The sequence below is a fragment of the Candidatus Eisenbacteria bacterium genome, from assembly GCA_035577985.1.
Lineage (GTDB): Bacteria > Desulfobacterota > Binatia > DP-6 > DP-6 > DATJZY01.
Genome location: DATJZY010000033.1, coordinates 1 through 24,344, shown reverse-complemented (window position 1 = coordinate 24,344; position 24,344 = coordinate 1). Strand labels below are relative to the sequence as shown.

The 24,344-nt window shown below is 70.3% G+C and carries 23 protein-coding genes; 8 read left to right on the top strand and 15 right to left on the bottom strand.

Features of this window, described 5'->3' with window-relative positions; genetic code table 11:
* Positions 1–716, top strand: a 716-nt coding sequence (locus VMS22_05395) for a cyclase family protein (protein ID HXJ33458.1), incomplete at its 5' end; no start/stop codon positions are given.
* A gap of 3 nt (positions 717–719) precedes the next feature.
* Here VMS22_05395 and VMS22_05390 read toward each other — a convergent pair.
* From VMS22_05390 to VMS22_05355, 8 genes are all read right to left on the bottom strand, one after another.
* Entirely contained in the window at positions 720–1,619 is a 900-nt protein-coding gene (locus VMS22_05390) for an SDR family NAD(P)-dependent oxidoreductase (protein ID HXJ33457.1), read from the bottom strand.
* Between the two features lie 89 nt (positions 1,620–1,708).
* Complete coding sequence (locus VMS22_05385; GenBank protein HXJ33456.1) at positions 1,709–2,761, bottom strand: zinc-dependent alcohol dehydrogenase family protein; 1,053 nt, start codon at positions 2,759–2,761, stop codon at positions 1,709–1,711.
* A 73-nt stretch (positions 2,762–2,834) separates the two neighbouring features.
* Positions 2,835–3,413 carry an HPF/RaiA family ribosome-associated protein gene (locus VMS22_05380; GenBank protein HXJ33455.1) on the bottom strand — a complete coding sequence of 193 codons (579 nt, stop codon included), beginning with the start codon at positions 3,411–3,413 and terminating at the stop codon, positions 2,835–2,837.
* 193 nt (positions 3,414–3,606) lie between these two features.
* The gene (locus VMS22_05375) at positions 3,607–3,792 is read right to left on the bottom strand and encodes a hypothetical protein (GenBank protein ID HXJ33454.1); all 186 of its coding nucleotides are present in this window, start codon (positions 3,790–3,792) and stop codon (positions 3,607–3,609) included.
* Between the two features lie 58 nt (positions 3,793–3,850).
* Positions 3,851–6,163 carry an NAD(P)-dependent oxidoreductase gene (locus tag VMS22_05370; protein HXJ33453.1) on the bottom strand — a complete coding sequence of 771 codons (2,313 nt, stop codon included), beginning with the start codon at positions 6,161–6,163 and terminating at the stop codon, positions 3,851–3,853.
* A complete protein-coding gene (locus VMS22_05365) occupies positions 6,160–8,271 on the bottom strand; it encodes a hypothetical protein (protein HXJ33452.1) in 2,112 nt (703 codons plus the stop codon). Before VMS22_05365 ends, VMS22_05370 begins: the two co-directional genes overlap by 4 nt.
* Positions 8,240–9,565 (bottom strand): outer membrane lipoprotein-sorting protein, encoded by a 1,326-nt coding sequence (locus tag VMS22_05360; protein HXJ33451.1) that lies wholly within the window; start codon positions 9,563–9,565, stop codon positions 8,240–8,242. Before VMS22_05360 ends, VMS22_05365 begins: the two co-directional genes overlap by 32 nt.
* A gap of 126 nt (positions 9,566–9,691) precedes the next feature.
* Positions 9,692–11,290, bottom strand: a complete 1,599-nt coding sequence (locus VMS22_05355; protein HXJ33450.1) for an FGGY-family carbohydrate kinase — start codon at positions 11,288–11,290, stop codon at positions 9,692–9,694.
* A gap of 109 nt (positions 11,291–11,399) precedes the next feature.
* On the opposite strand from VMS22_05355, the gene VMS22_05350 reads away from it, so the two are divergent.
* From VMS22_05350 to VMS22_05330, 5 genes are all read left to right on the top strand, one after another.
* On the top strand, positions 11,400–11,618 hold the full coding sequence (locus VMS22_05350; protein HXJ33449.1) for a hypothetical protein: 219 nt from the start codon (positions 11,400–11,402) through the stop codon (positions 11,616–11,618).
* Positions 11,615–12,304, top strand: coding sequence for a hypothetical protein (locus tag VMS22_05345; GenBank protein HXJ33448.1), 690 nt, complete (start codon positions 11,615–11,617; stop codon positions 12,302–12,304). Before VMS22_05350 ends, VMS22_05345 begins: the two co-directional genes overlap by 4 nt.
* Positions 12,305–12,388: 84 nt before the next feature.
* Positions 12,389–13,090, top strand: a complete 702-nt coding sequence (locus VMS22_05340) for a metal ABC transporter ATP-binding protein (protein ID HXJ33447.1) — start codon at positions 12,389–12,391, stop codon at positions 13,088–13,090.
* The gene (locus VMS22_05335; protein ID HXJ33446.1) at positions 13,080–13,841 is read left to right on the top strand and encodes a metal ABC transporter permease; all 762 of its coding nucleotides are present in this window, start codon (positions 13,080–13,082) and stop codon (positions 13,839–13,841) included. Before VMS22_05340 ends, VMS22_05335 begins: the two co-directional genes overlap by 11 nt.
* 121 nt (positions 13,842–13,962) lie before the next feature.
* Positions 13,963–14,370 carry a hypothetical protein gene (locus VMS22_05330; protein HXJ33445.1) on the top strand — a complete coding sequence of 136 codons (408 nt, stop codon included), beginning with the start codon at positions 13,963–13,965 and terminating at the stop codon, positions 14,368–14,370.
* A gap of 36 nt (positions 14,371–14,406) precedes the next feature.
* Here VMS22_05330 and polX read toward each other — a convergent pair whose 3' ends face one another.
* Positions 14,407–16,128, bottom strand: coding sequence for a DNA polymerase/3'-5' exonuclease PolX (gene polX, locus VMS22_05325; protein ID HXJ33444.1), 1,722 nt, complete (start codon positions 16,126–16,128; stop codon positions 14,407–14,409).
* A 250-nt stretch (positions 16,129–16,378) separates the two neighbouring features.
* On the opposite strand from polX, the gene VMS22_05320 reads away from it, so the two are divergent.
* The gene (locus VMS22_05320; protein ID HXJ33443.1) at positions 16,379–17,035 is read left to right on the top strand and encodes a TerB family tellurite resistance protein; all 657 of its coding nucleotides are present in this window, start codon (positions 16,379–16,381) and stop codon (positions 17,033–17,035) included.
* Here the strand turns inward: VMS22_05320 and VMS22_05315 are convergent.
* From VMS22_05315 to VMS22_05295, 5 genes are read right to left on the bottom strand one after another with little or no spacing between them, the layout of a single operon-like run.
* A complete protein-coding gene (locus tag VMS22_05315; protein ID HXJ33442.1) occupies positions 17,032–18,174 on the bottom strand; it encodes a hypothetical protein in 1,143 nt (380 codons plus the stop codon). The genes VMS22_05320 and VMS22_05315 overlap by 4 nt on opposite strands.
* A gap of 58 nt (positions 18,175–18,232) precedes the next feature.
* Complete coding sequence (locus VMS22_05310) at positions 18,233–19,375, bottom strand: hypothetical protein (GenBank protein HXJ33441.1); 1,143 nt, start codon at positions 19,373–19,375, stop codon at positions 18,233–18,235.
* On the bottom strand, positions 19,372–19,962 hold the full coding sequence (locus VMS22_05305) for a BON domain-containing protein (protein HXJ33440.1): 591 nt from the start codon (positions 19,960–19,962) through the stop codon (positions 19,372–19,374). The genes VMS22_05310 and VMS22_05305 overlap by 4 nt, the downstream gene beginning before the upstream one ends.
* Positions 19,963–20,016: 54 nt before the next feature.
* A complete protein-coding gene (locus tag VMS22_05300) occupies positions 20,017–20,955 on the bottom strand; it encodes a DUF2950 domain-containing protein (protein ID HXJ33439.1) in 939 nt (312 codons plus the stop codon).
* A gap of 32 nt (positions 20,956–20,987) precedes the next feature.
* Complete coding sequence (locus tag VMS22_05295; GenBank protein ID HXJ33438.1) at positions 20,988–22,202, bottom strand: DUF3300 domain-containing protein; 1,215 nt, start codon at positions 22,200–22,202, stop codon at positions 20,988–20,990.
* Between the two features lie 189 nt (positions 22,203–22,391).
* Between VMS22_05295 and VMS22_05290 the strand changes: the two genes are divergently transcribed.
* Positions 22,392–22,775 carry a pyridoxamine 5'-phosphate oxidase family protein gene (locus VMS22_05290; protein HXJ33437.1) on the top strand — a complete coding sequence of 128 codons (384 nt, stop codon included), beginning with the start codon at positions 22,392–22,394 and terminating at the stop codon, positions 22,773–22,775.
* 2 nt (positions 22,776–22,777) lie between these two features.
* Here the strand turns inward: VMS22_05290 and VMS22_05285 are convergent, their stop codons facing one another.
* Positions 22,778–24,106 carry an ATP-dependent 6-phosphofructokinase gene (locus VMS22_05285; GenBank protein ID HXJ33436.1) on the bottom strand — a complete coding sequence of 443 codons (1,329 nt, stop codon included), beginning with the start codon at positions 24,104–24,106 and terminating at the stop codon, positions 22,778–22,780.
* Positions 24,107–24,344 lie beyond the last annotated feature (238 nt).

Sequence of the window (24,344 nt, the reverse complement as noted above, 5' to 3'; positions counted from 1 at the left end):
TGATGACGGCCACCGGATGCGACCCGACCTCGCGTGTCGATCTCGGCCGGAACACCCGCTACGTCGACGACGTCCTCGTGATGATGGTGCAGGGCGGTACCCAGTGGGACGCGCTCTGCCACGTCTACTACGACGACCATCTCTACAACGGCTTCGCGGCGACGCAGGTCGACTCCCGCGGCGCGCGTCGCGGCGGCATCGACAAGGTCCACGCGGACTTCGTGGCGCGCGCCGTGCTGCTCGACGTCGCGCGCTGGCGGGGGGTCGACTGCCTGCCGGCCGGCACCGCCATCACCACGGCGGACCTGGAAGCGGTCGAGGCGCATCAACGCGTGACGGTGGGCGAGGGCGACATCCTGCTCGTGCGGACCGGGCAGATGTCGACGGTGGGCGACTTCGCGAACTGGCGCGCCTTCCACGGGAAGGAGGCCGGCCTGCATTGGGAGACGGCCGCGTGGCTGCACGCGAGACGCGTCGCGGCCGTCGCCGCGGACAACTCGATGGTCGAGGCGACGGGGCAGCTCGCGGACGTCCGCGTCCCGTTCCACATGCTCGCGCTCCGCAACCTGGGGCTCCATCTCGGCGAGTTCTGGTATCTGGAACGGCTCGCGGCGGATTGTGCTGCGGACGGCGTCTGGGACTTCCTGCTCGTCGCGCAGGCGCTGCCGATCGACGGCGGGAGCGGGTCACCGGTGAACCCGCTCGCGCTCAAGTGACGCTCAATACGGCGAGTCGATCGGGTGGAGATGAAATCCTCGTAGCACGCGGCTGACGGCCTCGACCGTCGGCGCGTCGAGGACCGCTTCCTGGTCGACGGCGAGCGGCCGGAAGAGCCCGATCCGATCACGCGAGACGAGGAAGACCTGGCCCGTCACCGCTGACGCGTCGTCGAGGCAGAGCCCGACGATGACCCGCGCGACGTCGTCGGGGGATTGCAGGGTCGCGAGCAGCTTCGTCGCTCGCTCTGCGGACGCGCCGCCCGCCGCCCGACCGCGCTCCACGGCCTGCGTCACCATGCGCGTCTCGGTCGACGCCGGATTGACGGCGTTCACGGTGATGCCGAAAGGTTGCAGGTCGCGCGCGGCGACGTTCGTGAGCGCGAACACGGCGCCCTTGCCCGCCGCGTAGGCTGCCGCGCCGGGCATGCCGACGAGGCCCGCCCGGGACACGAGGTTCACGATCCGTCCGCCACCGCGCGCACGGAGGTGCGGCGCTGCGCAGCGGATGCAGTTGAACGTGCCGAGCGCGTGGCTCGCGGACACGCGCTGGAACGTCTCGGGATCCATCTCCCAGATGGGTTGTCCGGCGGTGAGCCCCGCGTTGTTCACGACGATGTCGATCCCGCCGAAGCGCGCGACCGCGTCGGTCATCATGCGGTCGACCGCGGCGAAGTCCGTGACCGACGCGGTGGACGCGATCGCGCGTCCACCCGCGGCTTCGATTTCGCGCACGGCCTCCCTCGCCGGTCCCTCGTCCGAGCCCACACCGTCGGTGGTCGTGCCGAGGTCGTTCACGACGACGGCTGCGCCGAGCTCCGCCAGCATGGTGGCCGTCGCACGGCCGATGCCGCGTCCGGCCCCCGTAACGACGGCTGTCCGACCGGCGAGCGGTGCGCTCATGCGAGCGGTTTACCGTCGACGGCCGGACAGCGGCAACACCGTGCCGCCGTCGGTGTCACCCCAGGGGAGGAAGGGGCGTCTGGGGCGCGTCAGTACCGCGCGATCACGGTCACGCCGCTCGTGCCGTACGAGCCCATCGATTCGACGACGCTGGTCACGTCTTCGAGACCCACCGTGCGCGACACGAGCTTGCCCGGATCGAGCTTCTTTCCCTCGACCATCGCCAGCATCGCCGCGAAGTGTGGCGCCTGCATTCCGAAGGAGGCGATGATCTGGAGCTCCTTGAAGACCATCACGTCGATCGGGAGGGCGATCATGCCCTTCTCGGCCTGGGTCGTGAGACCGATCTGCAGGTGGCGGCCGCGCTTGCGCAGACAGAGGATCGAGTTGAGGCAGGTGGTGGCGATGCCGAGCGCGTCGATCGAGACGTGCGCGCCGCCGCCGGTGAGGGTCGCGATCGCGCTGGCGACGTCGTCCTTCGCGGCGTTGACGGTCGCTTCGGCGCCCAGCTCCTTCGCGAAGGCGAGCTTGTCGTCGGCGACGTCGACCGCGATGACGCGTGCGCCGAGCGCCGCCGCGATCTGGACGCCCGAGAGCCCGATACCGCCGCACCCGTGCACCGCGACCCACTCGCCGGGGTGCACCTGTGCCTGGTCGACGATGCCGTGGAACGAGGTCATGAAGCGGCAGCCCATGCTGGCGGCCTCGACGAAGCCGACGCTCTCGGGCAGGCGGACGAGGTTCACGTCGGCGTACGGGACCGACGAGTAGCGGCCGTAGCCGCCGCCGAACGCGAGGCCCGGCAGGATCGGCGTGTCGCACATGTTGTGGTGTCCGTTGCGACACCACTCGCACGTGCCCTCGCCGCCGCTGAACGGCACGATCACGCGGTCGCCCTTGTGCCAGCGCGTCACGTCGGCCCCGACTTCCTCGACCACGCCGACGAATTCGTGGCCGATCACCGCCGGTAGCTGGGGCACCACGCCGACCCACGACCAGTCCCCCTTCCAGATGTGCCAGTCGCTCCGGCAGATCCCGTTCGCCTCGACGCGAAGAATCACGCCGTTCGGCAGCAGCGGTGGGGTGGGGACGTCGCGAACGACGAAGGGCTTTTCGAGGGCTTCGAGTACGGCGGCGCGCATGCCCCGCCCTTACACCCGGTCCGGCGCCGACGACAAGGTCCGGTTCTCCGCTTGCGTTGAATCGGCGCCCCGGTCAGCTCCGCCGCTTCTTGCTGGTGAACGGGACACCCGTCAGGTGCACCGTGCTCGCCTGCGGGCCGTTCTCCCCCGCCTCCTCGTTGTAACGAACATGATCGCCGACACGGAGCCGATCGAAGTCGCCGTCGACGACGCTGTGCCGATGGAAGTAGACCTCGCGCCCGTCCGGGGTCTCGATGAAGCCATAGCCGTCGCCGGCATGGAGCTGCGCGACCCGGCCCTCGGGTGGCCCCTCGTGCGTCTTGAGGGCGCCACGCATCTTGCGCGCGTAGTCTTCGAGCTGGCGCTTGGCGCCGTCGAAGGCGTCTCGTATCGCGACGTACACGTCCTCGTGTGCATGGTGTGCGGGGGGTTCGCGGCTCACGACGAGCTCCTGCCCGGGGACCCGCAGGTCGATGCGGACGTGGAACAGCTTCCCCTTGCGATGCTGCCGATGCGGCGTCTCGACGACGACGCGCGCGCTGGTGATACGATCGTAGAACCCCTCCAGCTTCTCGGCCTTGTCGCGGATGGCGGACTCGATGGCAGGGGAGGGCGGCATGTTGCGGAAGGTGATCTCGAGGGGAGCTTGCATGCCGTTCACCAGCATCCCACGTGCCAGGCTACTGGAAGTGCCTGCTCGGTGATCCGCGGACCCGGTCGGGCTCGGGGCGCCGAAGAATGGTGGGGTCTCTCCCGGGAGCGCACACGAGCGGTCGCGTACGCCGGGCGAGGTTGCCACGAGCGAGAGGGCCGAGCGGCCGCGGATCTCAGGATCGGGAAATGGCTCACCCGATCGGATCGATTCGACGTCGCCGCGCCCACCCCTTCGCGCGCGCGATGGCGACGCGGATCGCGAAGCCCTCTTCATGCCCGTTCGCGAGCAGGGCGTTGGCGATCTCGATGGCCTTTCGACGCACGGGTGGCGCCAGGTGCTCCATCGCGGGCGGGTAGTACATGTCGTTCCAGGGCATCGGTCCGCATTGCGACCGGCGGTCGGACGCGAGGTTCCGCTCCGCAGGGTGTTCGCGCTCAGGCCATGAGGTCGCCCAGCCGCCGGAGCATGCGGACGACCTCGTCCGGCAGCAGCGACGGCGGCTTTCCGACCGCGTAGCAGCCAATGATGATCTCGGCCGAGCGGTCGATGATCTCGACCATGTCGGCCGCCCGGCGCAGGCTCCGGCCTGCGACGATGAGCCCGTGGTTCTGCATGAGCACCGCGGGACTCGTGCGCGCGGCCTCGCCGACGGCACGGGCGAGCTCGTCGGTGCCCGGCATGATGAAGGGCACGCGCGGGATGTCGCCGAAGAAGGCGGCCTCGGTAGAGATCGGCGGGAACGGCAGCCCGGTGTCCACGAGGATGGTCGCGTGCGGTGCGTGCGCGTGAACCACTGCGCGCGCTTCCGGACGCGCCCGATAGATCGCGCAGTGCATGAGGCGCTCGCTCGACGGCGACAAGGCGTTGGGGTCGAGCGGGTTGCCGTCCAGGTCGAGGCGGACCAGCATTTCGGGCCGGAGCTCGCCCTTGAACGTCTGGCTCGGTGTGATCCAGATCTCGTCGCGGTCCGGGACCCGGACACTCACGTTGCCGCCCGTGGCCGTGATGAGCTCCGAGGCATAGAGCTCGTTCACCACTCGTAAGAGCTCCTCGCGCACGTCGCCCGCCGAGGCGGGGGGCGCGGCCGGCGCTCGCTTGGCAGCCCCCGCGCTCGCGGCGAGCGCGGCGAGATCTCCGGGTCCACCGGCTTCTCCACGCGCCTCCCGATAGTGGCGGGAGAGCGGCTCTTGGAGTTGCTGGAGTGTCATCGCCTTCATCGTGTCGCCGCGAAACGAGAGTCGCCCGCTCGTCGCGGCCTGCATCGGGTTCAGCGCGCCGGTGAACATGCCGTCGAGAATCTCGGCGCGCATGGTGAGCTCGACGTCGGCGCGGGTGTCGGGATCGCCCAGCTCGGCGGAGACCACGCCATCGCGAAGACGGAGATGGAAGCGCGTGGCGAGGTCGGGCAGCGCGAAGCGCAGCGTGACGTTCTTGCCGGCCGCGAACTCGCGCAGGCCCGCATCGCTCGTGATCCGCGAGAGGAAGCCGCGCAGGATCCGGGTCATGCGCTCGACGATCTCCGCGGGCGCCGTCGCGGCGGGCGAGGGCAGGGGGCCGGCCGGCCCGCGCGCGTCTGGGTGGGACGGAGACGCGGTAGCCGTGGTGGGTGCCGAGGTGGGCCGGCGCTGGAGGTCGGAGACGGCGGGGGCGGGCCCCGCGGCGAGCCGGGCGAGGGTCGCCTCGTCCGGCACGGGCCTCGCCCGGGCCCAATCGAAGTTGCGCAGCATCGAGGGATCGAGGGCATGTCGAGGCGTCTCTCCACGGAGCAAGCGTGCGAGGTCCTCCGCCACGATTGCGCCCTGATGGGCCGCCACCTCGGCGGTGTTGCCACCGACGTGCGGCGTGACGATGACGTCGTCGCGCACGACGAGTGGATCGTCGGAAGCCGGCGGCTCGGTGGCAAAGACGTCGAGCGCCGCGCCCGCCACCTGTCCCGACTCGAGCGCAGCGACGAGCGCCGCCTCGTCGACCAGCGCCGCGCGAGCGGTGTTCACGAAGTGGACGCCTCTCCGCATACGGGCGAACTCGGCGGCACCGATCATGCCGGTCGTCGCGTCGGTGACGGCGGCATGCAGGCTCACGATGTCGCTGCGGCCGAGCAGATCCTCGAATCCGACCGGCTCGGCGCCGGCGGCCTGCACGTCGCCGGCGGCGACGTACGGGTCGTGCACGAGCACGCGGGCGCCGAACGCGAGGAGCCGCTTCGTGACGCCCTGGCCGACCGCACCGAAGCCGACGAGGCCGACGACCTTCCGCCACAGCTCGTGGCCCTGCAGCGACGTGAACGCGCGGCCCATGCGGGCCATGTCACCGCCCTGGCCGCCCGGCTCGTGGAGGAACGCGGTCGCGGCCGGGAGTTTGCGCAGCAGCATCAGCATGAACGCGAGCGTGAGGTCCGCGACCGCGTCGGCGTTCCGGCCCGGGGCATGCAGCACGGGGACACCGAACGCCGTGCACGCCGCGACGTCGATGTTGACCGCCTGGCCGCGGCACGAGACGACCACGCGCAAGTCGGGAACCTGCCGGAGCGCCTCCACGTCCACGACGTCGATCTCGGTGACGAAGACGTGGAAGCCGCGCAGCGCGGTGACGAGCTCCGCCCCGGCGAGCAGACGCATGTGCGTCCGGAAGCTCTCGTACTCGACCTCGCCAAGGGCGCGCAACGCGTCGAGCGCTTCATCGCCCATGTCCGCGGTCACGAGGATGCGAGGACGGGAGCGCGGCGCCGCGTCGGCCGGGGAGCTCATGCCGCCCCCCGCTGCACCTGCCGTGCCAGCGGCGATGTCGCGTCGGATCGCGACGTCTTGCCGGAACCTGGAAGCCGGTTCGACGTCGTTCCCAGCCCCGCCGCCGGCGCGAGGAGCAGGATTCCGACGACCCTCGTCGCGGCAAGCGGAATCGCGACCGCGACCGCCCCGGCGCACAGGAGCGGGATCACCAGGCGCTCCGCCGGCCCTCCCGCCGCTGCGCCGAACCCCGCGACCGCGGCGCTCGCTCCCACGGCGGCGATCGTCGCCGCCAAGGTCACGAGATCGATCGGGAGGCCGAGCCAGCCGAAGAGGCCGAGCGCCGCCGTGCCGGTGACGAGCGCGCCGGCCGCCGCGCGCGCGCCGGCGTGCCACCCGCAACCGACCCCGATCACGAGAGCCATGACCACGACGAGCGCGAGGCCGCCCATCGCGAGCTGCGACGCGATGTCCGCCATCGCCAGGAGCACGGCGCCGTCACCACCAGGGCCCTCGACGACGACATCGGGGAGCGGATGCGTCACGAGCGCCGCTTGCATGCGGTCGGTGACGCGTGCGACGTCGGCGCGACGCTCGCTCTCGAGGTAGGCCCACACCGCCGTGTCCGCGAAGGCGCGATCGACGAAGCGCCGGAAGGCGGGCGAGTACGCCAGCGCGAGATAGCGTGCGGCCAGCGCGCGATCGCCCGGCAGGCGCTCGAAGCTGGGATCGTCGTCGTTGAAGGCGCGGTGCACGAGCTTCACAATGTCGGCGAGCGACATTGCACTGCGGGTGGCCGGGTCGCTGCGTGCGGCCGTCGCGGCGGCGTCGAGCGCCGCCAGCGTCGCCGGCTCCTGTACGAACCCCGCCGGGCCCCTCAGACGAAACGCGATCGTCGTCGGCGGCGGAAACTGCCGCGCCACCGCACGCAGATCCAGGCCGGCCTCGCCCGGAAGGTAGCGGATCCCGTACCCGGTGAGCCCGAAGGAGACGTCGAGCATGGCGAGGCCGACGAGCGACCCCGCGAAGAGGAGTCGGGCAAGCCATCGGCCGTCGTCGTTGCGCGGCGGCAGGTCGTGCGGGCGCGCGAACCAACGGACGATGCCGTCGGCGGCGACTGCGAGTGGCGCGCCGGCGCATACTGCGAGGCCGAACCCCGCCGCCGGCGGTGGGCTCGCGCCGGCGAGGCTCGCGAATCCGAGCGCCAGGGCCGCGCACGACACGACCAGCCGGCGCGCCGAAATGCGGTCGTCCAGCGACAGTGCCGCGGCCACGAAGGCCGTCGGCGCGAGCGCGAACGCCGCCCAGGGAAGGCGGAACGTCCCGACCATCGCGAGCAGGACGACGAGCCATGCCACCGCCGTCCCCGCGGCGAGAATCGCACCCAGGGCCCGGCGACGTCCGGCGACGATCACGAGCGACAGGAGCCCGCTCGCGGCGATCACGGCCAGCGGCAGCGCGAGCCCGCGCGCGGCCCGACGTGCCAGCACGGCGACGACCGGCGCCCCGCTCGCGTGGACGTCGGCGTCCCCGTCGCGGTATCGATCGCGGAGCGCGATTGCCGCCGTGCCGATCGCGATCGGATCCGCATTGGTCCTGAAATCGGCGACGATCATGGCCGCACGGCCGTCGCGGCTCACGACGGTCGCGGCGTATTTCGGATCGTTCTCTACGCGTGCGCGGAGCGCCTGCACGGCCTCGGGGGTCTCGGGTACCGCACCCATCAGGTAGACGGGTTCGAGACCGTCGTCGGTCACGCGCAAGTCGCGCAGGTTCGGCGACGCGAGGCTCACGACATCGGTCGCGACGACGCCCGGGATCGTGAAGACCTCGCGCGTGAATGCGGTCACGCGCGCGAGCATCGGCGGCGTCCAGATCGTGTCCCGCTTGGCCGCGATCGTCCACACGACGGGGTTCTGGAAGCCGAACGCGGCGGTGATCTCCCGATCGACCCGGGCGCGCGGATCGCCGGGAGCGACGAAGCCGCCGTCCCCCACGTGGGCGAGGAGTCGCGGGGTCGCCATCGCGAGCGCGGCGGCCGTCGCGGCGAGCAGCAGCGCGCCCGTCCAGAACGGTCGCCAGCGCGGCGACGCCCGTTCAGCGGCCGAGTCGGGTGAGGACGTCGACACCGAAGAGCTCTGGGGCGAGGGGCACCCGCCAGTCGGCGGGGTTGTCCGGGTTCCGCGGAGGGAACAGGGTGACGGTCGCTCGCTTCTGCTGGAAGTTCTCCGCGGTCTGCACCGCGATGCCGCCCGACTGGACGTAGGTGCGCCCGCCGTCCGGCGTGAGAAACGCGCCGGTGCAGACCTGGTACGTGTTCATGAGCGTCCCCGCACGATCGTATTTGCTGGCCCAGCCGCCGCGGTACGTCTCGGCGTCGATGCGGAGCAGGATGCGGCCGTAGAGGTAGTTCGGGTCGTTCGGAGTCGCCTCGACGACCCACACCGGTCGGCGGACGAGCGCCGCGCCGACCGGCGCCCAGGGAAGCCCGGTCCAGCCGGCATCGTCGGCGCCGATGCGGGGGACGTTCTTCCACACCGTGCGCCACCCGCCCCCGGGCAGCGCGACGACCTCCGTCTCGCCCTTGAGGCTGTACGGATCCATGAGCAGGAGCTGCTCGCGCCGCTCGACGAGACGAAATGCGAACTGCTCGGGCTTTCCGTCGAAGAACGCACCGTCGTCGATGCTGAGGTCGGAACCCATGAAGCCGTCGGAGCGGTTGAGCGGATTCACCTGACGCGCGCGCCGCGTTCCCGGGACGAACGTCCAGAGCGCGTCCTGCCGTTCGGGATCGCGGAAACGCCAGGTCAGTGACACGGTGCCGTTCAGATCCGTCGGCGCGACGATCGTGGCGAGGGTCTGCAAGAACACGCGGTCCGGGTTCGGATCACCGGCGGACTCGGGTGAGCCGTCATAGAGACGCGTGCGGACGTCGGTCGTGATCCGCCGCTCGACGCCACGCGGGGAGAGCATCACGATCTCGGTGAGGAAGTGGAAGTTGCCGCGATAGTAGTTGGCGTAGAAGTAGTTCCACATCACCTTCGCGCCCGCCTGCGGATCCTGCTGGTCGATGTCGGGGAACGGCAACCCCATGACGTGCCCAGGCTGCTGGCGGCTCCGCCAGTCGATGATCGATCCGTTCGGAGCAATCGTGTAGCGACCGCGATTCGCGCGCGACGCCTCGCGGAAATCGGGTGGGTTCTGGATGTCGACGACGCCGGGTGCGCCGAGATCCATGATGCGATTGCGATACTCGTCCCGACGGTAGTGCTCCAGGATCTCGTCGGGAAGGAGGCCCTTGGCGTTCTCCCAGTTGCTCGAGCCGAGCAGGTCGTCGTCGCGCAGCCGGGGCGCCTCGGACGTGCGCAGTCCGGTGACCACGGCGAGGAGTACCGCCAACCCCGCGAGGATCATGCCACGCATTCCCATGCGACGGTATCGGTGCACGCGGCGTGCCGGGAGGCGAGACGCCCGTAGGTCGACGCGTTCGCAGAACTGGGAAGCAGCGCGCCGGCAGTTCCCGGATTCGTCGGCGTATGCGTGCGCGCGTCAGATGCTGAGCTCACCCAGCTTGCCCTGGAGATCCAGCCACTTGCCGTAGCGCTCGGTGCAGGCGGCAAGGGACGAGGGCTCCGGCTCGACGACGCCTCGCGCGGTCATCGCGGCGAGAGCGTCCGGTACGCTCGGGTGCAGCCCGCTGCCGACCGCCGCCAGCACGGCGCATCCGAGGCTCGCGGTCTCGAGTACCTTCGACACGAGCACCGGCATCGCGAGCGCATCGGCGAGCCGCTGTACGAGGGTACGGCTCTGCGCCATGCCGCCGCTCACGCGGAGCGAGGTCACGGGCCGCCCGTTCGTCGCGACCAACTGCTCGACGTTCGCGCGCACCGCGAAGGCGACGTTGTCCATGAACCCGGCGAGGATGTCGCCGTGGTTCGGACGATCGAGGTGGAGGATGGGAAAGCGGAAGAGGATGCCGCCCGCGCGAAAGGGATTCATCTTCCGCAGGTCGAATACCAGCGGCCCGAGGAAGGCGTGCACCGTGCGTCCGCTCGCGGCCTCCATCGCGGATTCGGATGCGGCGTGCGCGGCCTCATCGGCTGCACCGAAGAGGAGCTTCAGCAGCCAACGGTAGGTGCCGCCGGTGTCGCCGGCGTTCGATTCCAGCACCCAGCGCTCGCCGACCACGTGGCAGCCCGTCCAGAGGTTCGCGGCTGGGTCGAGCACCGGGGTCGCCGTCACCATCTGGACGGGGCACGTCGTTCCGAGGACCGCGGCCGTATCGCCGTCGGCGCGCGCGTCCGAGGCGAGCAACGCACATTGCGTGTCGGCTCCGCCCGTGAAGACCGGTGTCCCTTCGGGAATGCCGGTCGCCCGCGCGGCCGCGGCGGTCACCGTGCCCACCTGGGTGCCGGACGCGTGAAGGTCAGGGAGGATCGAACGTGGAACGTCGAAGCTCTGCAGGATCTCGCTCGACCACGTGCGCTGCGAGACGTCGTAGAACATCGACTCGGCGGCGTTCGATGGCTCCGCGACGCATGCGCCGGTCAGCCGCTGGGTCACCCAGTCGCTCAGCATGAGCACGGTCGCGATGCGCGCGGCATCGCCATGTTTGCGGTACCAGAGGTAGCGCGCGAGCGGGAACACACACGCGGGCAGATGGCCGGTGATCGCGTGGAGTCGCTTCGTGCCGAGCTTCTCGTGTACCTCGAAGCCCTCGAGCGCGGCGCGCGCGTCGAGATTCGGTCCGGCGTAGAGCACCTCGCCGGCGCGATCGAGGAACACGCAGCCTTGACGCTGGCTCGTCACGGCGACGCCGCGCACGCGGGCGTCCGCGGGAAGCGCGGCGAGCGCCTCCTGAGCGCACGACGCGAGACTCTTCCAGAACGCGGCGGGATCGAGATCGAATCCGCGCACGAACGGGATGGTCGGGTCGTCGAGGACGCGATACTGGAAGTGCTCGCGCGCCTGGGCCAGCAGCCGTCCGTGCGCGTCGTACACGACGCAGCGGCCGGAGCCTGTTCCTGCGTCGAACGTGACGAGGCAATCCCCTGCCGTGGAGCTATGTCGAGGCGGGCTGGCCACGCCCCCCCGAAGCAACGGCGATGCCGGTCGTGAACCGAGACTCGATCCCGGGGTGGTTCGCATGGCTCGGAATGTCACGGGTCGGGCGACACCGAGGCTTCGCGTCGGCAGGACGCCGGCTACGTTCCCCTGGGCGGCATGGTGATTGCTGCGGCTCGGCTGCGGAATGACCATGCGAGCCGAGCGGCTGTCGTTCCCGAGCCACGTCGGAGTAGGCAACGTCCGGTCGAATTGGAGCCGGCTCCGCGACGGCTACGACGAGCGGTTCCGTCGCGTGTGGCGAGACTATCCACTTACGTGCGCCGCTGCCGTCCGGGCGTGCCAGAACCAGCTCTGGCAGATCGTCCTGTCGCCGGCCGGCGTCCCCGGCGGCTACACATCGGTGCGTTGACGAGGACGGGGAGCGGCCATCCGCGAGCGGGCGCCCGTCGAACCGCGAGCGCCGGCGCAACCGCAGCGCTCGCACGCACCACGCTCTATTCCGAAGAGCTCGGGATAGAGCTCGCCCGGAACACCGACGCCGAGTGCTTTCGTTGGTTCCTCGCCAGCGTGCTCTTCGGCGCCCGGATCTCGGAGGACATCGCCAAGAACACTTTCCGGGTCTTCGTCCGCCACCGGATGACGAGCCCCCGAGCGATCGTCCGCGCCGGCTGGGACTTCCTGGTGGACCCGATCATGCGCGAGGGCGGTTACGTTCGCTACGACGGTCGGAAATCCACTCAGGTCCTGCGCGATTGCCAAACGCTCCTCGACGAATACGGCGGAAGCCTCCTGCGGCTGCACGACCTCGCCCTCGACGCGCACGACCTCGAGGCGCGTGTGGAGGCGTTCTACGGGATCGGGCCGGTCACCGCGAACGTATTCCTGCGAGAGCTCAGGCCCTTCTGGCGAAAGGCCGACCCGGAGCTCCTTCCCGCCGTTACGCGGTTGGCACGCCGGCTCGGCATCGACCTGCGCACCTACGACCGGAAGACGCTCCGCTTCGTTCGCCTGGAGGCGGGCCTCATCCGCGGACGGCGAGAGCGTGGGGCTCGATCGCGCCCGTCCGCACCGCCGGTGTTGCGGCGGCCCAGGTGAGACGACGGTGGCGGAACACGCTCCCGCGGAGCCATCGCGAACCGGTGCGGTGAAGGCGCGCGCCCAATGCTAGAGAGCCCCGGCGTGGAGGTCGTTCTGCGAGTCGAGCATCTGTCGGTAGCCTTCGGAGGGACTCCCGTCCTCGACGACCTCAGCTTCGCGGTGCCGCAGGGAAGCACCCTCGCCGTGATCGGTCCGAACGGCTCGGGAAAGACGGTGCTCTTCCGCGCGCTCGTGGGCGCGGTGCCATATCGCGGAGCCCTCGAGTGGGCGCCTGGCACGCGGGTCGGGTACGTGCCACAGAAGCTCGACATCGAGCGCGACCTGCCGATCACGGGTCTCGATTTCCTGCGCGCGAAGTTGGCGCTCTCGCGGGCCGGCCGGGACGAGCTCGCGGACGCGCTCGATCTCGTCGGGCTGCCGGTCGCGAGCGCGACGCGTCCGATCGGCACGCTCTCGGGTGGGCAATTCCAGCGGCTGCTGTTGGCCTTCGCGCTCATCGGGCGGCCGACGGTGCTGCTCTTCGACGAGCCCACCGCCGGAGTCGACGAGCCGGGTGGAGAGCGCATCTACGCCACCATCCGCCGGCTGCAGGAGCGCAGGGGGCTGACGTTGATGCTGATCTCGCACGAGCTCAGCATCGTCTATCGGCATGCCTCCAGCGTGCTCTGTCTCGGCCGTGGTCGCCCGTGCCTGGGTGCGCCGCGCGACGTGCTCACGCCCGAGAAGATGGCCGAGATGTACGGCGCGCCCGTCAAGTTCCACCTGCACGACGATGCCGGCTAGCGCGCTCGTGCTCTCGATCGCGATGGCCGTCGCGGCCGGGCTCGTCGGGAGCTTCGCGGTGATGCGTCGCATGACGCTCGCCGCGGATGCGATCTCGCACGTCGCGTTGCCGGGGATCGGTCTCGCGCTGGCGTTCGGCGTGCATCCTGCGCTCGGTGCCGCCGCGGCGCTCGGCCTCGGCGCCGTTCTCATCTGGACGCTCGAGAGTCGAACGCGGATCGCGACCGAGACGTTGATCGGTGTCGTCTTCTCGACGGCGCTCGCGGTGGGCAGCATCCTCGCCTCGGGTGACGAGCTGATCGATGCGCTTCTCGGCTCGCCGGGTGCCCTGACGCAAGGGGAGCTCGCCATCGGCCTCGCAGGTGCCATCGCCGTGGTGGTTTTCGTTCTCGTGGCACGTCACCGGCTCCTCGTCGCGCTCGTGTCGCCCGACATCGCGCGCACCGCGGGGGTCGACGTCCGCCGCCTCGATCTGATCTACCTGTTCGCATTCGCGCTCACCGTGGCGCTCGGGCTCCGCTACCTGGGCGTCCTGCTGATGGGGTCGCTGATCATCATCCCGGCGGCCACGGCGAAGTATCTGGCGCGGAGCCTCCGCGGCATGCTCACGACCGCGGCCCTGGTGGCGGTATTCGCCACGGTCGCGGGCGACGCGCTCGCAACCCGCTTCGACCGTCCCACGGGCCCGCTGATCGTGATGGCGGCGGCCGGGGTGTTCGCCGTGAGTTTGATCGCTCGGCGCGCGCCGTGACTCGTCACCGTCCCAATCCTTCGCAACCGCCTGACCTTGCGGGACCCCCGTCGCGACGGAGCGAGCGGCCGCTCGTGCACCCGGCCCTACCATGACGGTGAATCGTGGTTACATGCGGATGGTGCCAAAAGACGACGCTCACGAGCGCGCCTCGCGTGTCTTCGTCCCCGATGCCCTGCTGCCGACGCAGTATTTCGACCGTGTCCGCCGGCGCAAGGACCTGACGGGCGAGCAGCGGCTCATGTTCGCGGTCTTGGAGCTCGGGATCGAGGACTACATGAAGTACCTGACGCCGGCGGACCGGCGGACTCGGGAGCTGTTCGCCGGCGCCGAGCGCTGGATCGAGTCGGAGGATCGCTCCTGGCTCTGTGCCTTCGAAACGATCTGCCATTGCCTGAGCCTCGACGCCGACTACGTGCGACACGGCCTGCGCAGGCTGAAGGCGCGTGCCCGTGGCGGCGTCGCGCCGACGGCACCGGCGCGCGACGTCGTCGAATCCCCAGTACGCCGCCGCGCGAGCAACGAGTAGCCAGCGGCTCGGTCGACTACGATCGGCCCGCCTCGGTCATCCTCGGTGCCGTGCGAGCCATGCGCGGAGCTTCTTCACCGGCCAGGTATTGATGACGCCCGCCGGCTGCACCCATCCGCGGCGCGCGGTCATGACGCCGAGCTCCATCGAGGCGAGATGGTCGACCATGTGGGCGTCGGTGTCGATCGCGAGCAGGACGCCGCGCTCGTGCGCGCGGCGGGCCTGCACGGCGTTCAGGTCGAGTCGCGTCGGATAGGCGTTGATCTCGATCGCCTTGTCGTGCCGCTTGGCGGTGTCCAGGACCCTCTCGAGGTCGAAGGCGTATGCGTCGCGTTCGCCGAGGAGGCGGCCGGACGGATGCGCGAGCACGTCGACGTTCGGGTTCTCGAGCGCGCGGCAGAGTCGCCGCGTCATCTCCGGTCCCGGCTGCTTGAAGCGGGCGTGCACGGCCGCGACCACCACGTCGAGCTGGCCGAGCACCTCGTCCGGATAATCCATCGACCCGTCCGGCATGATGTCGCACTCGACTCCGGCGAGCACGTTGATCCCGCGCGAGGTTCGGGCGACGGCGCGGACTCTGGCGGCATGCGTACGGATCTCCGGAAGGGAGAGTCCGCCGGCGACACGCGCGGAGCGGCTGTGATCGGTGATGGCCACGTACTCGTAGCCGCGCTCCCGCGCTGCGCCGACCAGCTCCTCGATCGTCGCGCGGCCGTCGGAGGCCTTCGTGTGGCAATGCAGGTCGCCGCGCACCTCGTCGAGCGTGACGAGCGCGGGCAGACGGCGCGCGAGCGCGGCCTCGATCTCGCCCGCGTCCTCACGCAGCTCCGGCGGGATCCACGGCAGCCCGACGGCGCTGTAGACCTCCTCCTCGGTCGCGCCCGCCACGCGCGCGCCGCTCTTCTCGCGGAACACGCCGTACTCGTTGATCTTGAGATGCCTCCGCACCGCCATCTCGCGAATCCGGATGTTGTGCTGCTTCGACCCGGTGAAGTAGACGAGCGCAGCGCCGAACGACGCCGGCTCCATCACGCGGAGGTCGACCTGGATGCCTTCGCGATGCCGGATGGATCCTTTGGTCGCACCCTTCTCGAGGATCTCGGCGACGTCCGGCAGCGCGACGAAGGCGTCCATCACGGCGGCGGGGCGATCGGACGTGACGAGCACGTCGATGTCGCCGACGGTTTCGCGACCGCGCCGCACGGACCCGGCGAGGGTGATCTGCTTCACGCCGCGGGTGCGCCGTAGCGCTTCGACGATCGTCCTGCCGATCGGAAGCGCGCGGCCGAGCAGCATGCGCGCCTCGCCGCTGCGCACCAGCGCGATGCCGCGCAGGATGCTCTGCTCGGTCTTGGCCTGGATGCCCGGCAGCCCGCGCAGCCGGCCCGCACGGGCGGCCTTCTCGAGGCGATCGATGCCCGTGATGCCCTTCTCGTGAAGCCGCATCGCCATCTTGGGCCCGATGCCGGGTACGTTCATGAGCGCCACCACGCCGGCCGGGATCTTCTTCGTGGCCCGCTCGATGTCGCGCACGTGGCCGGTCTGGAGGTACTCGGCGATCTTGCCGGCCAGGTCGGCGCCGATGCCCGGGATCTCGTCGAGGCGATCGTCCCGTGCGAGCGTCTGTACGTCCTCGCGGAGCGATTCGAGGCTCTGTGCGGCGCGCCGATATGCCCGGATCCGGAAGACGTTTTCCTCGCGCAGCTCGAGCACGTCGGCCATCAGGTCGAAGAGGCGCGCGATCTCGAAGTTCTTCATGGCGGAGGATCGCGTTCGGCGACCATGTCCGGTACGTACGACACGTCCTTCCGGGAATCCAAGCGGCGTACCGTGCCGTGCCGTCGCGTGCGGCCGGCTCCGACGGCGCCGGCGATTTCCGACTTCGGGGTGATCCCGGGCCGTCGGTTCCGGCAGCTGGGAATCGAAACGCCTCGATCACGACCGCTCCGATGGCATGCACGGTGCAATAGGTCGGTCCCGTCCGACGGGGCATGATCGGAGGTGAGCGATGGACCCGAATCCAACGACAGGCCAGCCGACGCTCCGCCACGCGATTGCGCGGCTCGTCGCCGCCATGATGGTCGCGGATCGACGGCTTGCGACCGAGGAGATCCACGAGGCCACCCGCCTCGACCAGATCGGCCTCGGGCCGTTGAGCCCACTCGTAGCCGAGGAGCTGCAGCGGGCCACCCGGATGCCGGTCGACGTCGGCGAGGCATGCCGCGCGCTCTCGGGTACCGGTCCAGCTCTCATCGGGACGGTGCTCTCGGTGCTCGCGGGCGTGGCCGCGAGCGACGGCGCCGTCGACGACGACGAGCGCCGCGTCTTTACCGCCATCGCCGAGCGGCTCGGCGCGGGCATGCGGGAGATCCGCGACTACCTGGGACCGAGCGAGCCGACCGGCGACACCGGCACGGCCGCCACGGCGGCTGCGACACGCCGCGCGGTTGCGCGGGATGACGAAGGTGCGAGCGCCCTCCGAGCCCTTGGGCTCGGCACCGCGTCGAATGCGACCGACGTCGATGCAGCCTATCTTCGGCTCGTCGAGCAATTCGACCCGACGAAGGTGGCGCCACTCGGCGCGGACTTCGTGGTGCTCGCCGTGCACAAGCTCGCGGCGCTCACCGAGCTGTACGGGGCGGCTCGCCGCGCGGCCAACGGCTAGACGCCCGGGGCGGGGCCGAGGATCAGGAATCCGTCGGGTTCGAGGCTCGTCGCCAGCATGACGTCGTTGATGTCTTCGTGCTCGAGCCAGGTGTCGGCGCGCCGGTGGCTCGGTTCGAGCCAGAACGTCTCGATGTCGGCACGGAGTCGTACGAACGGCGCCAGCCGATCGAGGCGCGTGCGGACCGTGGGGCTCACGCCGTGCCAGGCCGCCGACTCGACGCCGGCCAGTCCGATGGCGAGCCCGAGCTCGCGGAATGCGAGACGGTGGCGCGCTGGGGCGCGGAGGTCGAACTGAGCCAGGTAGCGTGGGAGTCCGGCGAGCGCCGATGCGAGCAGCGCGTCGATCAAGGCGTCGACGCCGGCGTCGTGCGGCGCGAGCTGTGCGAGCCGACAGGCATCCGCCAAGAGTCCCCCGATGCCGAGGGGGTCCGTCGTCGCGAGCGCGCGGCGATCGATCATCGCCGCAAAGTCCTCGCGCGCGTCGGTCACGCGCGGCTCGATTCCCGACCCCGTGGCTTCGAGCTGCAGGCACGTGACGAAGCCGTCGACCGGATCGTGCTGTCCCATCGAGGGAACCAGCGGGCGCGACAGGTCGACGCTCATCTTCCAGTACATCCGTTTCGGTCCGCCTGGCCGCGGCATGTACGTAAAGGCGCGGTGCGAGACCCGCGCCAGCTCCCGTGCCCAGCGCGTGAAGAGCGGCTGGCCGGTCCATCGGGTCACCTGATCGAGCGCGTGCATCCACTTGGTGAGGTAGTGGAAGTACTGGCCGTCCCGGTCCCATTCGAGGCGTTCGTCGAGCGGCTCCCCCGGCTGGCGTTCGGGGAGCGGCTTGCCGATCCTGAAGCCGCCCGCGGTCGGATGTCTCTCGCCGTCCGCGTCGCCGAGCCCGCTGATCCAACCGGAGCGCGGATCGTCGGGCCGATGCCGGCCGAGGACGTGATGCACCTGATCCACCAGCTGCAGGGCCAGCTCGCCGAATCGCGATTCTCCGGTGATGCGCCCCAGACCTTCGAGCGTGCAGACGGCAAAGGCGTCGGTCCAGAGATAACGCTGCGGGACGCGCGGGGAGAGCAGCCCGGTGCGGTCCGCGAACCGGAGCAGGAGATCGTTCGCCTGCGCTCTGCGTTCCGTCATCACCCTCGAAGCTGCGCACCCGGTCCCCGGCGCGCAAGGTGCGAGACCGCGCCGGGACTCACCTCCCCACGGGGATCGTGAGCGTCGGCACCGTCTGCGGCGTTCCCTCGACGAGGCGCATGCCGATGAGGGTATGCAGCAGGCGGAATGCGAGCTTGCTCGGTCCGTCGTCCGCCGCGATGTAGAACCAGTAGCCGCGGTGGCGGACGGCGACGAGCACGTCGGTGGACGGACGACTCGAGGAGCTGTGGATCCGCATCACGCCCCGAAAGGACGAAACGCCCGCGAGTTCGGGATCGGCCAGGTGCAGCGCGGCGTGCTCGGGCGGCACTTCGACCGCACGCGCGGCGAGCTCGATCAGGTCGTAGACCGAGCGCGTCTGGACGTTGAGCTCGGGTTTGGTGGCCCGTCCGACGGCCAGACTGACGGGCAGGACGATGTCCCGATCCGTCCGGGCGAGCGACGGCGAGAGCCCCCACATTCGCAGCAGGTCTCGAACGACGTCGCGGTTCGTGGCCGCGTAGTCGTGGATCACGAGGGCGAAGCCCCCCGTCTTCGTCGACGTGGACGTCCACGTGGCCTGCCCCACGAGCTGCAGGCGTTCGAGCAGCGCGATGGCCGCGTCGAAGTCGGCGTACGATTCGGGTGGACCGTAGAGTGGATTCTGCAACCCGTTGACCTGCTTGACGAGGATCGAGATGAGCTTGGCCGGCGCATGCTCGATGCCGCCCAGCAGCACCAGCACGTCGAGGCCGACCGGAGCCAGGATCGCCTTCGCGAAACGCTCGCCTTGCACCGGCGTGTAAGCGATGGTCGGATTCTCCTCGTACGCGACCCCGACGGAGAGCGGCACGATGTTGCCCGAGTAGTTGCTCGACGGACCGATGCCGAACTGGGCCGCGGTCAACGTCGATGTACGTAGGTTGGCCGTGATGCTCGAGACCGAGAGCAGCCCGGACGGCTCGCCGTAGCGCGCGTGGACGATCAGCTCGAGCGTCTGCTCGTTGTTGGTACTGCTTATGACCTCGTTGTAGAGCCCGCGCCCGCGCACGATGGCTCCGGGTCCGAGGGTCGCGCGGGCACCGAACAGGCGGCTGCAGCCGCACAGGCAGAGCGCCGCGGCAGCAACGTGCGCGATCGCAGCCGCGCGCCGGCGCGACCCCACCGACTCCGCGCCAGCGCTCGTCGCCGCGGCGCTCACCGCAACAGGATGTGCGTCACGACCCGGTTGATGCCGGGCGTCTGCAGCGCCGCGCGCCGGGCTTCGTCGATCTGGGCCTCCGTCTGTGCCTGGCCCATGATGAAGGCGGTGCCGTTGACGACCCGGTGCTGGAAGCTCTGTGAGGCGAGCCCCTCGTCGGCGAGGAGGTTCACGCCCAGGTCCTTGTTGACGGCGAAATCGGTCGCCGAGTCGGCGATGCTGTTGCCGATCGCCACCTCCATGTCGTCGAAGATCTCGTGACCGGGCGCGGCCTGCCGGGTGATGTCGACGGCCTGCCGGCGCGCGTCCCAGCTCCCGACCACGCCCGTCAGCATGATGCGACCCAGGTAGACGTCGACGTTCACCTTGGCGGCGAGCGTGGCGTTCGTGTTGAGCAGCGCGCCCTCGACGGTGCTCTTCACGTCGAGATCGGCGGCCTGCTGGTCGAGCGTGCGGTCGTCGGCGGCGGCGCCGGCGACCATGGTCGCCCCCTGCACGATGGCCATCTGCGGACATCCGGTGCACCAGACCGCAGCGAGGGCGGTGAGGAAGGCGGAGGCGAGGATCGACTTGTGGGATGTCATCATCGGGGCGAGTTACCACACGACGGGAGCATGTTCACGCGCCCCCGTGCGCACCCGTCACCCGCCCACGCGCTTCCACGTGCCGTCGGGATCGTACTCCGTGATCGCGCCCGCGAGCTCGGCGGTCTTCTCGCCGAGATCCTTCTCGTAGACCTGGCCGTCCGGACCCACGACGAACGTCATGATGCCCGACGTCCCATAGACGATCGGATAGGCGACGAGCGCGAAGCCGCCGGTCATGCGGCCGCCGGCGACATAGGTCTTCGCTCCACCCCGCGCGGCGCTTCCCTGCCGGGTGAGAATGCGGAAGTGGTAGCCACGCCACGTGCCGTGCGGGTGCTCACCCTTCGTGCCTTCGACCACGGCGGCGACGGGGCCGAGCGGGCTCATGTCGCGCGTGCCTTTGGAGGGCCAGTAGAGACCGTCCTTCTTGCCCGGTGAGCTGGCGAGCTTCTGCGCATAGACGCCGCGGGTGCGGCGCGCGTAGTCCTCCTGCGCATGGACGTAGAAGCGGCAGGCGGTGATGGCCTCCAGCTCGTCGGCGCCGATCCGGCGCCGGCGAATCTCCTGCATGCCCTCGGCCGTGTCGAAGTACCACCCCTTGCCGTCCTTCACGAGCGGAATGGGCATGGTCCAGTCGTCCGTGCCGACGACGAGGTGCAGGGCGCCGCCCTTCGGATCGAGGCGCATCGACTGCTGCGCGGCCTCGTCCAGCTTCTGGCAGCGCTCGCGATCGGTCGCGGCGTCGCCCGTGGCGATGATTCCCTTCGCCTGCTCGCCGAAGATGGCGACGATCTTGGCGTCGTCGTTCGCGCGGCAGGCCGCCAGCAGCGCGTCGACCGCAGCCTTCGGCGTCGAGAAGTGCTGCTCCCCTCCCGACGCAGGATGCGAGGCGGGCGCAGGGCCGCGGGTGGCGCATGCCCACAGGGCGAGCGCGACGAGCGAGACGGCGGCGCGCGGAGCCGCGAGGTGGAGGTTCATCCTTGAAGTCGTCATGTCGTGATCTCCGTTCCGATCTCGTGGCGCGCTCAGCGCCGGCCGCCGCCGCGGAACCCGCCAAACCCGCCGCCACGGAAGCCGCCGAAGCCGCCGCCGCCCCAGCCTCCGCCGCCGCGGTCGAAACCGCCGCCGCCGAAGCCTCCGCCGCCGCCAAAGCCCCCGCCACCACCCCAGCCACCGCCGCCGTAGCTCCGACCGCCGCCGCTGCCCCAGCCACGGTTGCTCGCATCCTGCGCGCCCCAGCCGCCGCCACCCAGGCCATGGAATGCATCAGCGCCGGAGCCGCTCTCGCCGCCCCACGAGGAACGCCCGCCCCAGCCGCTCGAATCGTAGCTGTGAGACGCACCGTAGCTGCCGCTCGACGAGGGCGGATGGTACGTCCCGGTCTGGCCGTTCTTGTCGTACGCGCCCGTCGACGGATTGTACGTCCCGTACTTGCCGGTCGAGGGATTGTACGCGCCGTAGGTTCCGGTCCTGGAGTTGTAGCCCGTGTAGGTGCCCGATTGCGGGTGGTACGCGGTGTAGGAGCCCGACGATCCGTAGCCGGAGTGGTACGCGTTGTAGTCGTTCGAATAGTTGTAGTGGTAGTTGTTGTTGATCGTGACGCTGCCGTAGCTCCCGTAGTTGCCCCAGTCGCACGCGTAGGCAGTGGCCGCGCCGGCCGCGAAGCCGACGCCGAACGTCATGAGGGGGGCGTAGGCGTAGTAGGGCGCCGGCTCGAGGATCGCGACGGGGTTGTACTGCGGCACGTAGATGTAGGCGGGGTTCGCCGGCTCGATGATGATCGTGCTGCCCTGCGTCTGCACCGTTTGGTAGCTGTTCGAGCTCAGGTTGCCGGCGTTCTTGGCCTGGGCCCGTACGGCCTGGATCGACGCCATGACGCCACCCTGGTTTGAGATGAACGCCTGCCCGAGCCGCGTCGTCCAGTCGATCTTGTCGTTCATCATCTTCAAGACGGTGGGATAGGAGAGCAGCGCCTGGATGCTCGGGTCCCACTGCGACGCGGTCGCTTCGCTCGGTCGTCCTTGGGCGAGCGCCGATGCGGCGTCCATGACCTCGAGCGGCTTCGTCGACGCGGGCAGGATCTGCGCAATCAGCGGGTCCGGATAGAGCGCGATCGGCGCGACGAGGTGCTCGAGCTCCTGGGTCGCGCCCTGCGGCTGCGCCAGCGATGCTCTGTTGTTGGCGCACGCGAGCGCGACGAACGCAACGAGTGTCAGGTACCAGTGCCTCTGGACTCTCATGGGCGCTTCTCCTCCGGTGGATAATGACCCGTCGTGATCGTCGCGTGCGCGCGGCTGCGGCGCATCGCGGGCGCATCTTGCCATCGCGCTCCGGTGCGATTCAACGGACGGCACGGAAAAACATCGGCGCTGGTCAGGATGGGCTACTCTGGTTTCATCGCTTCCCGGCCGCTATGCTCCCCATCGTCGATGAGCATTCCGGTGCCGCTCGAACGCCTGCGCGCCGCGACCCTGGAGCGCGGCGGTACCGCGTACCTGCTCACGGTCTCCGACGACGGCACCCCGCACGCGGTGCACGGCGCCGTACGCTGGGACGGCGACGTGCTCGTGACCGAGGTCGGGAGGCGGACAGGAGCCAACGCGACGGCGCGGCCGTCGGTATCGCTCCTCTATCCCGTGCGGACCGAGGGCGACTACAGCCTGATCGTCGACGGCACGGCGGTGGTCGAGAACGGCAAGCGCGTGGTGATCACGCCGACGACGGCGGTGCTGCACCGACCCGCGGCAGTCCCCGATCCGTCGTCGCCGTGCGCCGCGGACTGCGTCCCGCTGCTTCGCACGACGCGCGGCTGAGCTCAGAGCGACTGGCCGGTCGACTCGAGGACGCGCTGCCACAGCTCGCCGTGCGGATCGAGCCGGCGCTGGGCGGCGACGGCGATCGGGATGGGGACGTGCACGAAGCGCTGGTTCCACACGGCGACCAGCAGGTCGGTTCGCCCCGCCATGCCGGCGTGGACGGCGTGCTGCCCGAGCGCGAGGCAGAGCTGCGCATCGAACGAGTTCGTCGGCAGACTCCGTATCGTATAGCTCGGATCGATGTATCGGACGGTGGCCTCGATGCGCCGTTCGGTGAAATGCGCGGCGAGCCGGTCGCGAAGGAACGTGCCGACGTCCTTCAGCTTGACGTTGCCGGACGCGTCGCGCGCGGGGACTCCTCCGTCCGACAGCAGCTCCTGCCCGGCGCCCTCTGCGACGACGACCACCGCGTGGTGCTTGGCCGCGAGGCGCGCCTCGAGCGCCGCAAGGAAGCCGTCGGGCCCTTCGAGCACGAAGGGACGTTCCGGCACCAGGCAGAAATTCACGTCGCCGCTCGCCAGCGTCGCGTGCGCGGCCACGAACCCGGCGTAGCGGCCCATCAGCTTCACGAGCCCGATTCCGTTGTAGGCGCCGCGGGCTTCCTCGTGCGCGGACGCGAGCACGGAGCGTGCGGCCTCGACCGCGGTCTCGAAGCCGAAGCTGCGCCAGGTCCACAGCAGGTCGTTGTCGATGGTCTTCGGGACGCCGACGACCCCGATCGGCAGGTCGCGCCGCGCGATCTCGGTGGCGAGCGCCGATGCCCCGCGCAGCCCGCCGTCGCCCCCGATGACGAAGAGGAGCTTCACGTCGAGGCGGACGAGCGTATCGACCATCCGGCCGAGGTCCTGCGGGCCGCGCGACGAGCCGAGCGCCGTGCCCCCACGCTCGTGGATGTGCTCGACACCTTCGGGATCGAGAAGGACCGGCTCGTGCACGTCGGGATGGGCGAGGCCCGCGTAGCCGTAGCGGAAGCCGTAGATGCGCGGAACCCGGTAGTCGTAGGCGAGCCGCAGCACGATCGCGCGCACGACGTTGTTGAGCCCCGGGCAGAGGCCGCCGCAGGTGAGGACGCCGCAGGTGAGCGCCTGCGGGTCGAAGAAGATGCGGGCTCGCCGCCCGGCCGGCTCGAACGAGCGTGGAGGAGTCCCGAGTCGCGCAAGGTCGACGGTGTCGGCGCACAGGAGCACGCGGCGCGCCTCGTCGACGAACGGCTCGTGGCCGTCCCGCGCCGCCAACGGCGAGCGATGTCCGCACTCGCCGAGCATCTTCACCGCCAGCTCCTCCGCCGTCGGCCAGGAGACGGCGTCGTGCACCGGCATGTCGACCATGGGACGCGACCTCTACGACAAGACCCCCGCGCCGACAATCGCGCGCCGTCTCGCCATGGCGCGCCTACCTCCAGGGTCTCCACTCCGGGAAGGCGACGGTCACGCCGAAGTGCACGATCGTCTGCGGCGCGACCGGGGACTCGTGCCGATACGCCATCCATTCGCCGCTCACGAAGAAGTTGACGGGTGGGGACCCCGGCCGGACGATCACGTAGCCGATCCCGAAGCTGAGGGGCAC

Bases quoted from the DNA above. Each gene is read 5' to 3' on its own strand.
- VMS22_05390 (HXJ33457.1), bottom strand. From the start codon at position 1,619: ATGAGCGCACCGCTCGCCGGTCGGACAGCCGTCGTTACGGGGGCCGGA.
- VMS22_05385 (HXJ33456.1), bottom strand. From the start codon at position 2,761: ATGCGCGCCGCCGTACTCGAAGCCCTCGAAAAGCCCTTCGTCGTTCGC.
- VMS22_05380 (HXJ33455.1), bottom strand. From the start codon at position 3,413: ATGCAAGCTCCCCTCGAGATCACCTTCCGCAACATGCCGCCCTCCCCT.
- VMS22_05375 (HXJ33454.1), bottom strand. From the start codon at position 3,792: ATGCCCTGGAACGACATGTACTACCCGCCCGCGATGGAGCACCTGGCG.
- VMS22_05370 (HXJ33453.1), bottom strand. From the start codon at position 6,163: ATGAGCTCCCCGGCCGACGCGGCGCCGCGCTCCCGTCCTCGCATCCTC.
- VMS22_05360 (HXJ33451.1), bottom strand. From the start codon at position 9,565: ATGCGTGGCATGATCCTCGCGGGGTTGGCGGTACTCCTCGCCGTGGTC.
- VMS22_05355 (HXJ33450.1), bottom strand. From the start codon at position 11,290: ATGCGAACCACCCCGGGATCGAGTCTCGGTTCACGACCGGCATCGCCG.
- VMS22_05350 (HXJ33449.1), top strand. From the start codon at position 11,400: ATGCGAGCCGAGCGGCTGTCGTTCCCGAGCCACGTCGGAGTAGGCAAC.
- VMS22_05335 (HXJ33446.1), top strand. From the start codon at position 13,080: ATGCCGGCTAGCGCGCTCGTGCTCTCGATCGCGATGGCCGTCGCGGCC.
- polX (HXJ33444.1), bottom strand. From the start codon at position 16,128: ATGAAGAACTTCGAGATCGCGCGCCTCTTCGACCTGATGGCCGACGTG.
- VMS22_05320 (HXJ33443.1), top strand. From the start codon at position 16,379: ATGGACCCGAATCCAACGACAGGCCAGCCGACGCTCCGCCACGCGATT.
- VMS22_05315 (HXJ33442.1), bottom strand. From the start codon at position 18,174: ATGACGGAACGCAGAGCGCAGGCGAACGATCTCCTGCTCCGGTTCGCG.
- VMS22_05305 (HXJ33440.1), bottom strand. From the start codon at position 19,962: ATGATGACATCCCACAAGTCGATCCTCGCCTCCGCCTTCCTCACCGCC.
- VMS22_05300 (HXJ33439.1), bottom strand. From the start codon at position 20,955: ATGACGACTTCAAGGATGAACCTCCACCTCGCGGCTCCGCGCGCCGCC.
- VMS22_05295 (HXJ33438.1), bottom strand. From the start codon at position 22,202: ATGAGAGTCCAGAGGCACTGGTACCTGACACTCGTTGCGTTCGTCGCG.
- VMS22_05290 (HXJ33437.1), top strand. From the start codon at position 22,392: ATGAGCATTCCGGTGCCGCTCGAACGCCTGCGCGCCGCGACCCTGGAG.
- VMS22_05285 (HXJ33436.1), bottom strand. From the start codon at position 24,106: ATGGTCGACATGCCGGTGCACGACGCCGTCTCCTGGCCGACGGCGGAG.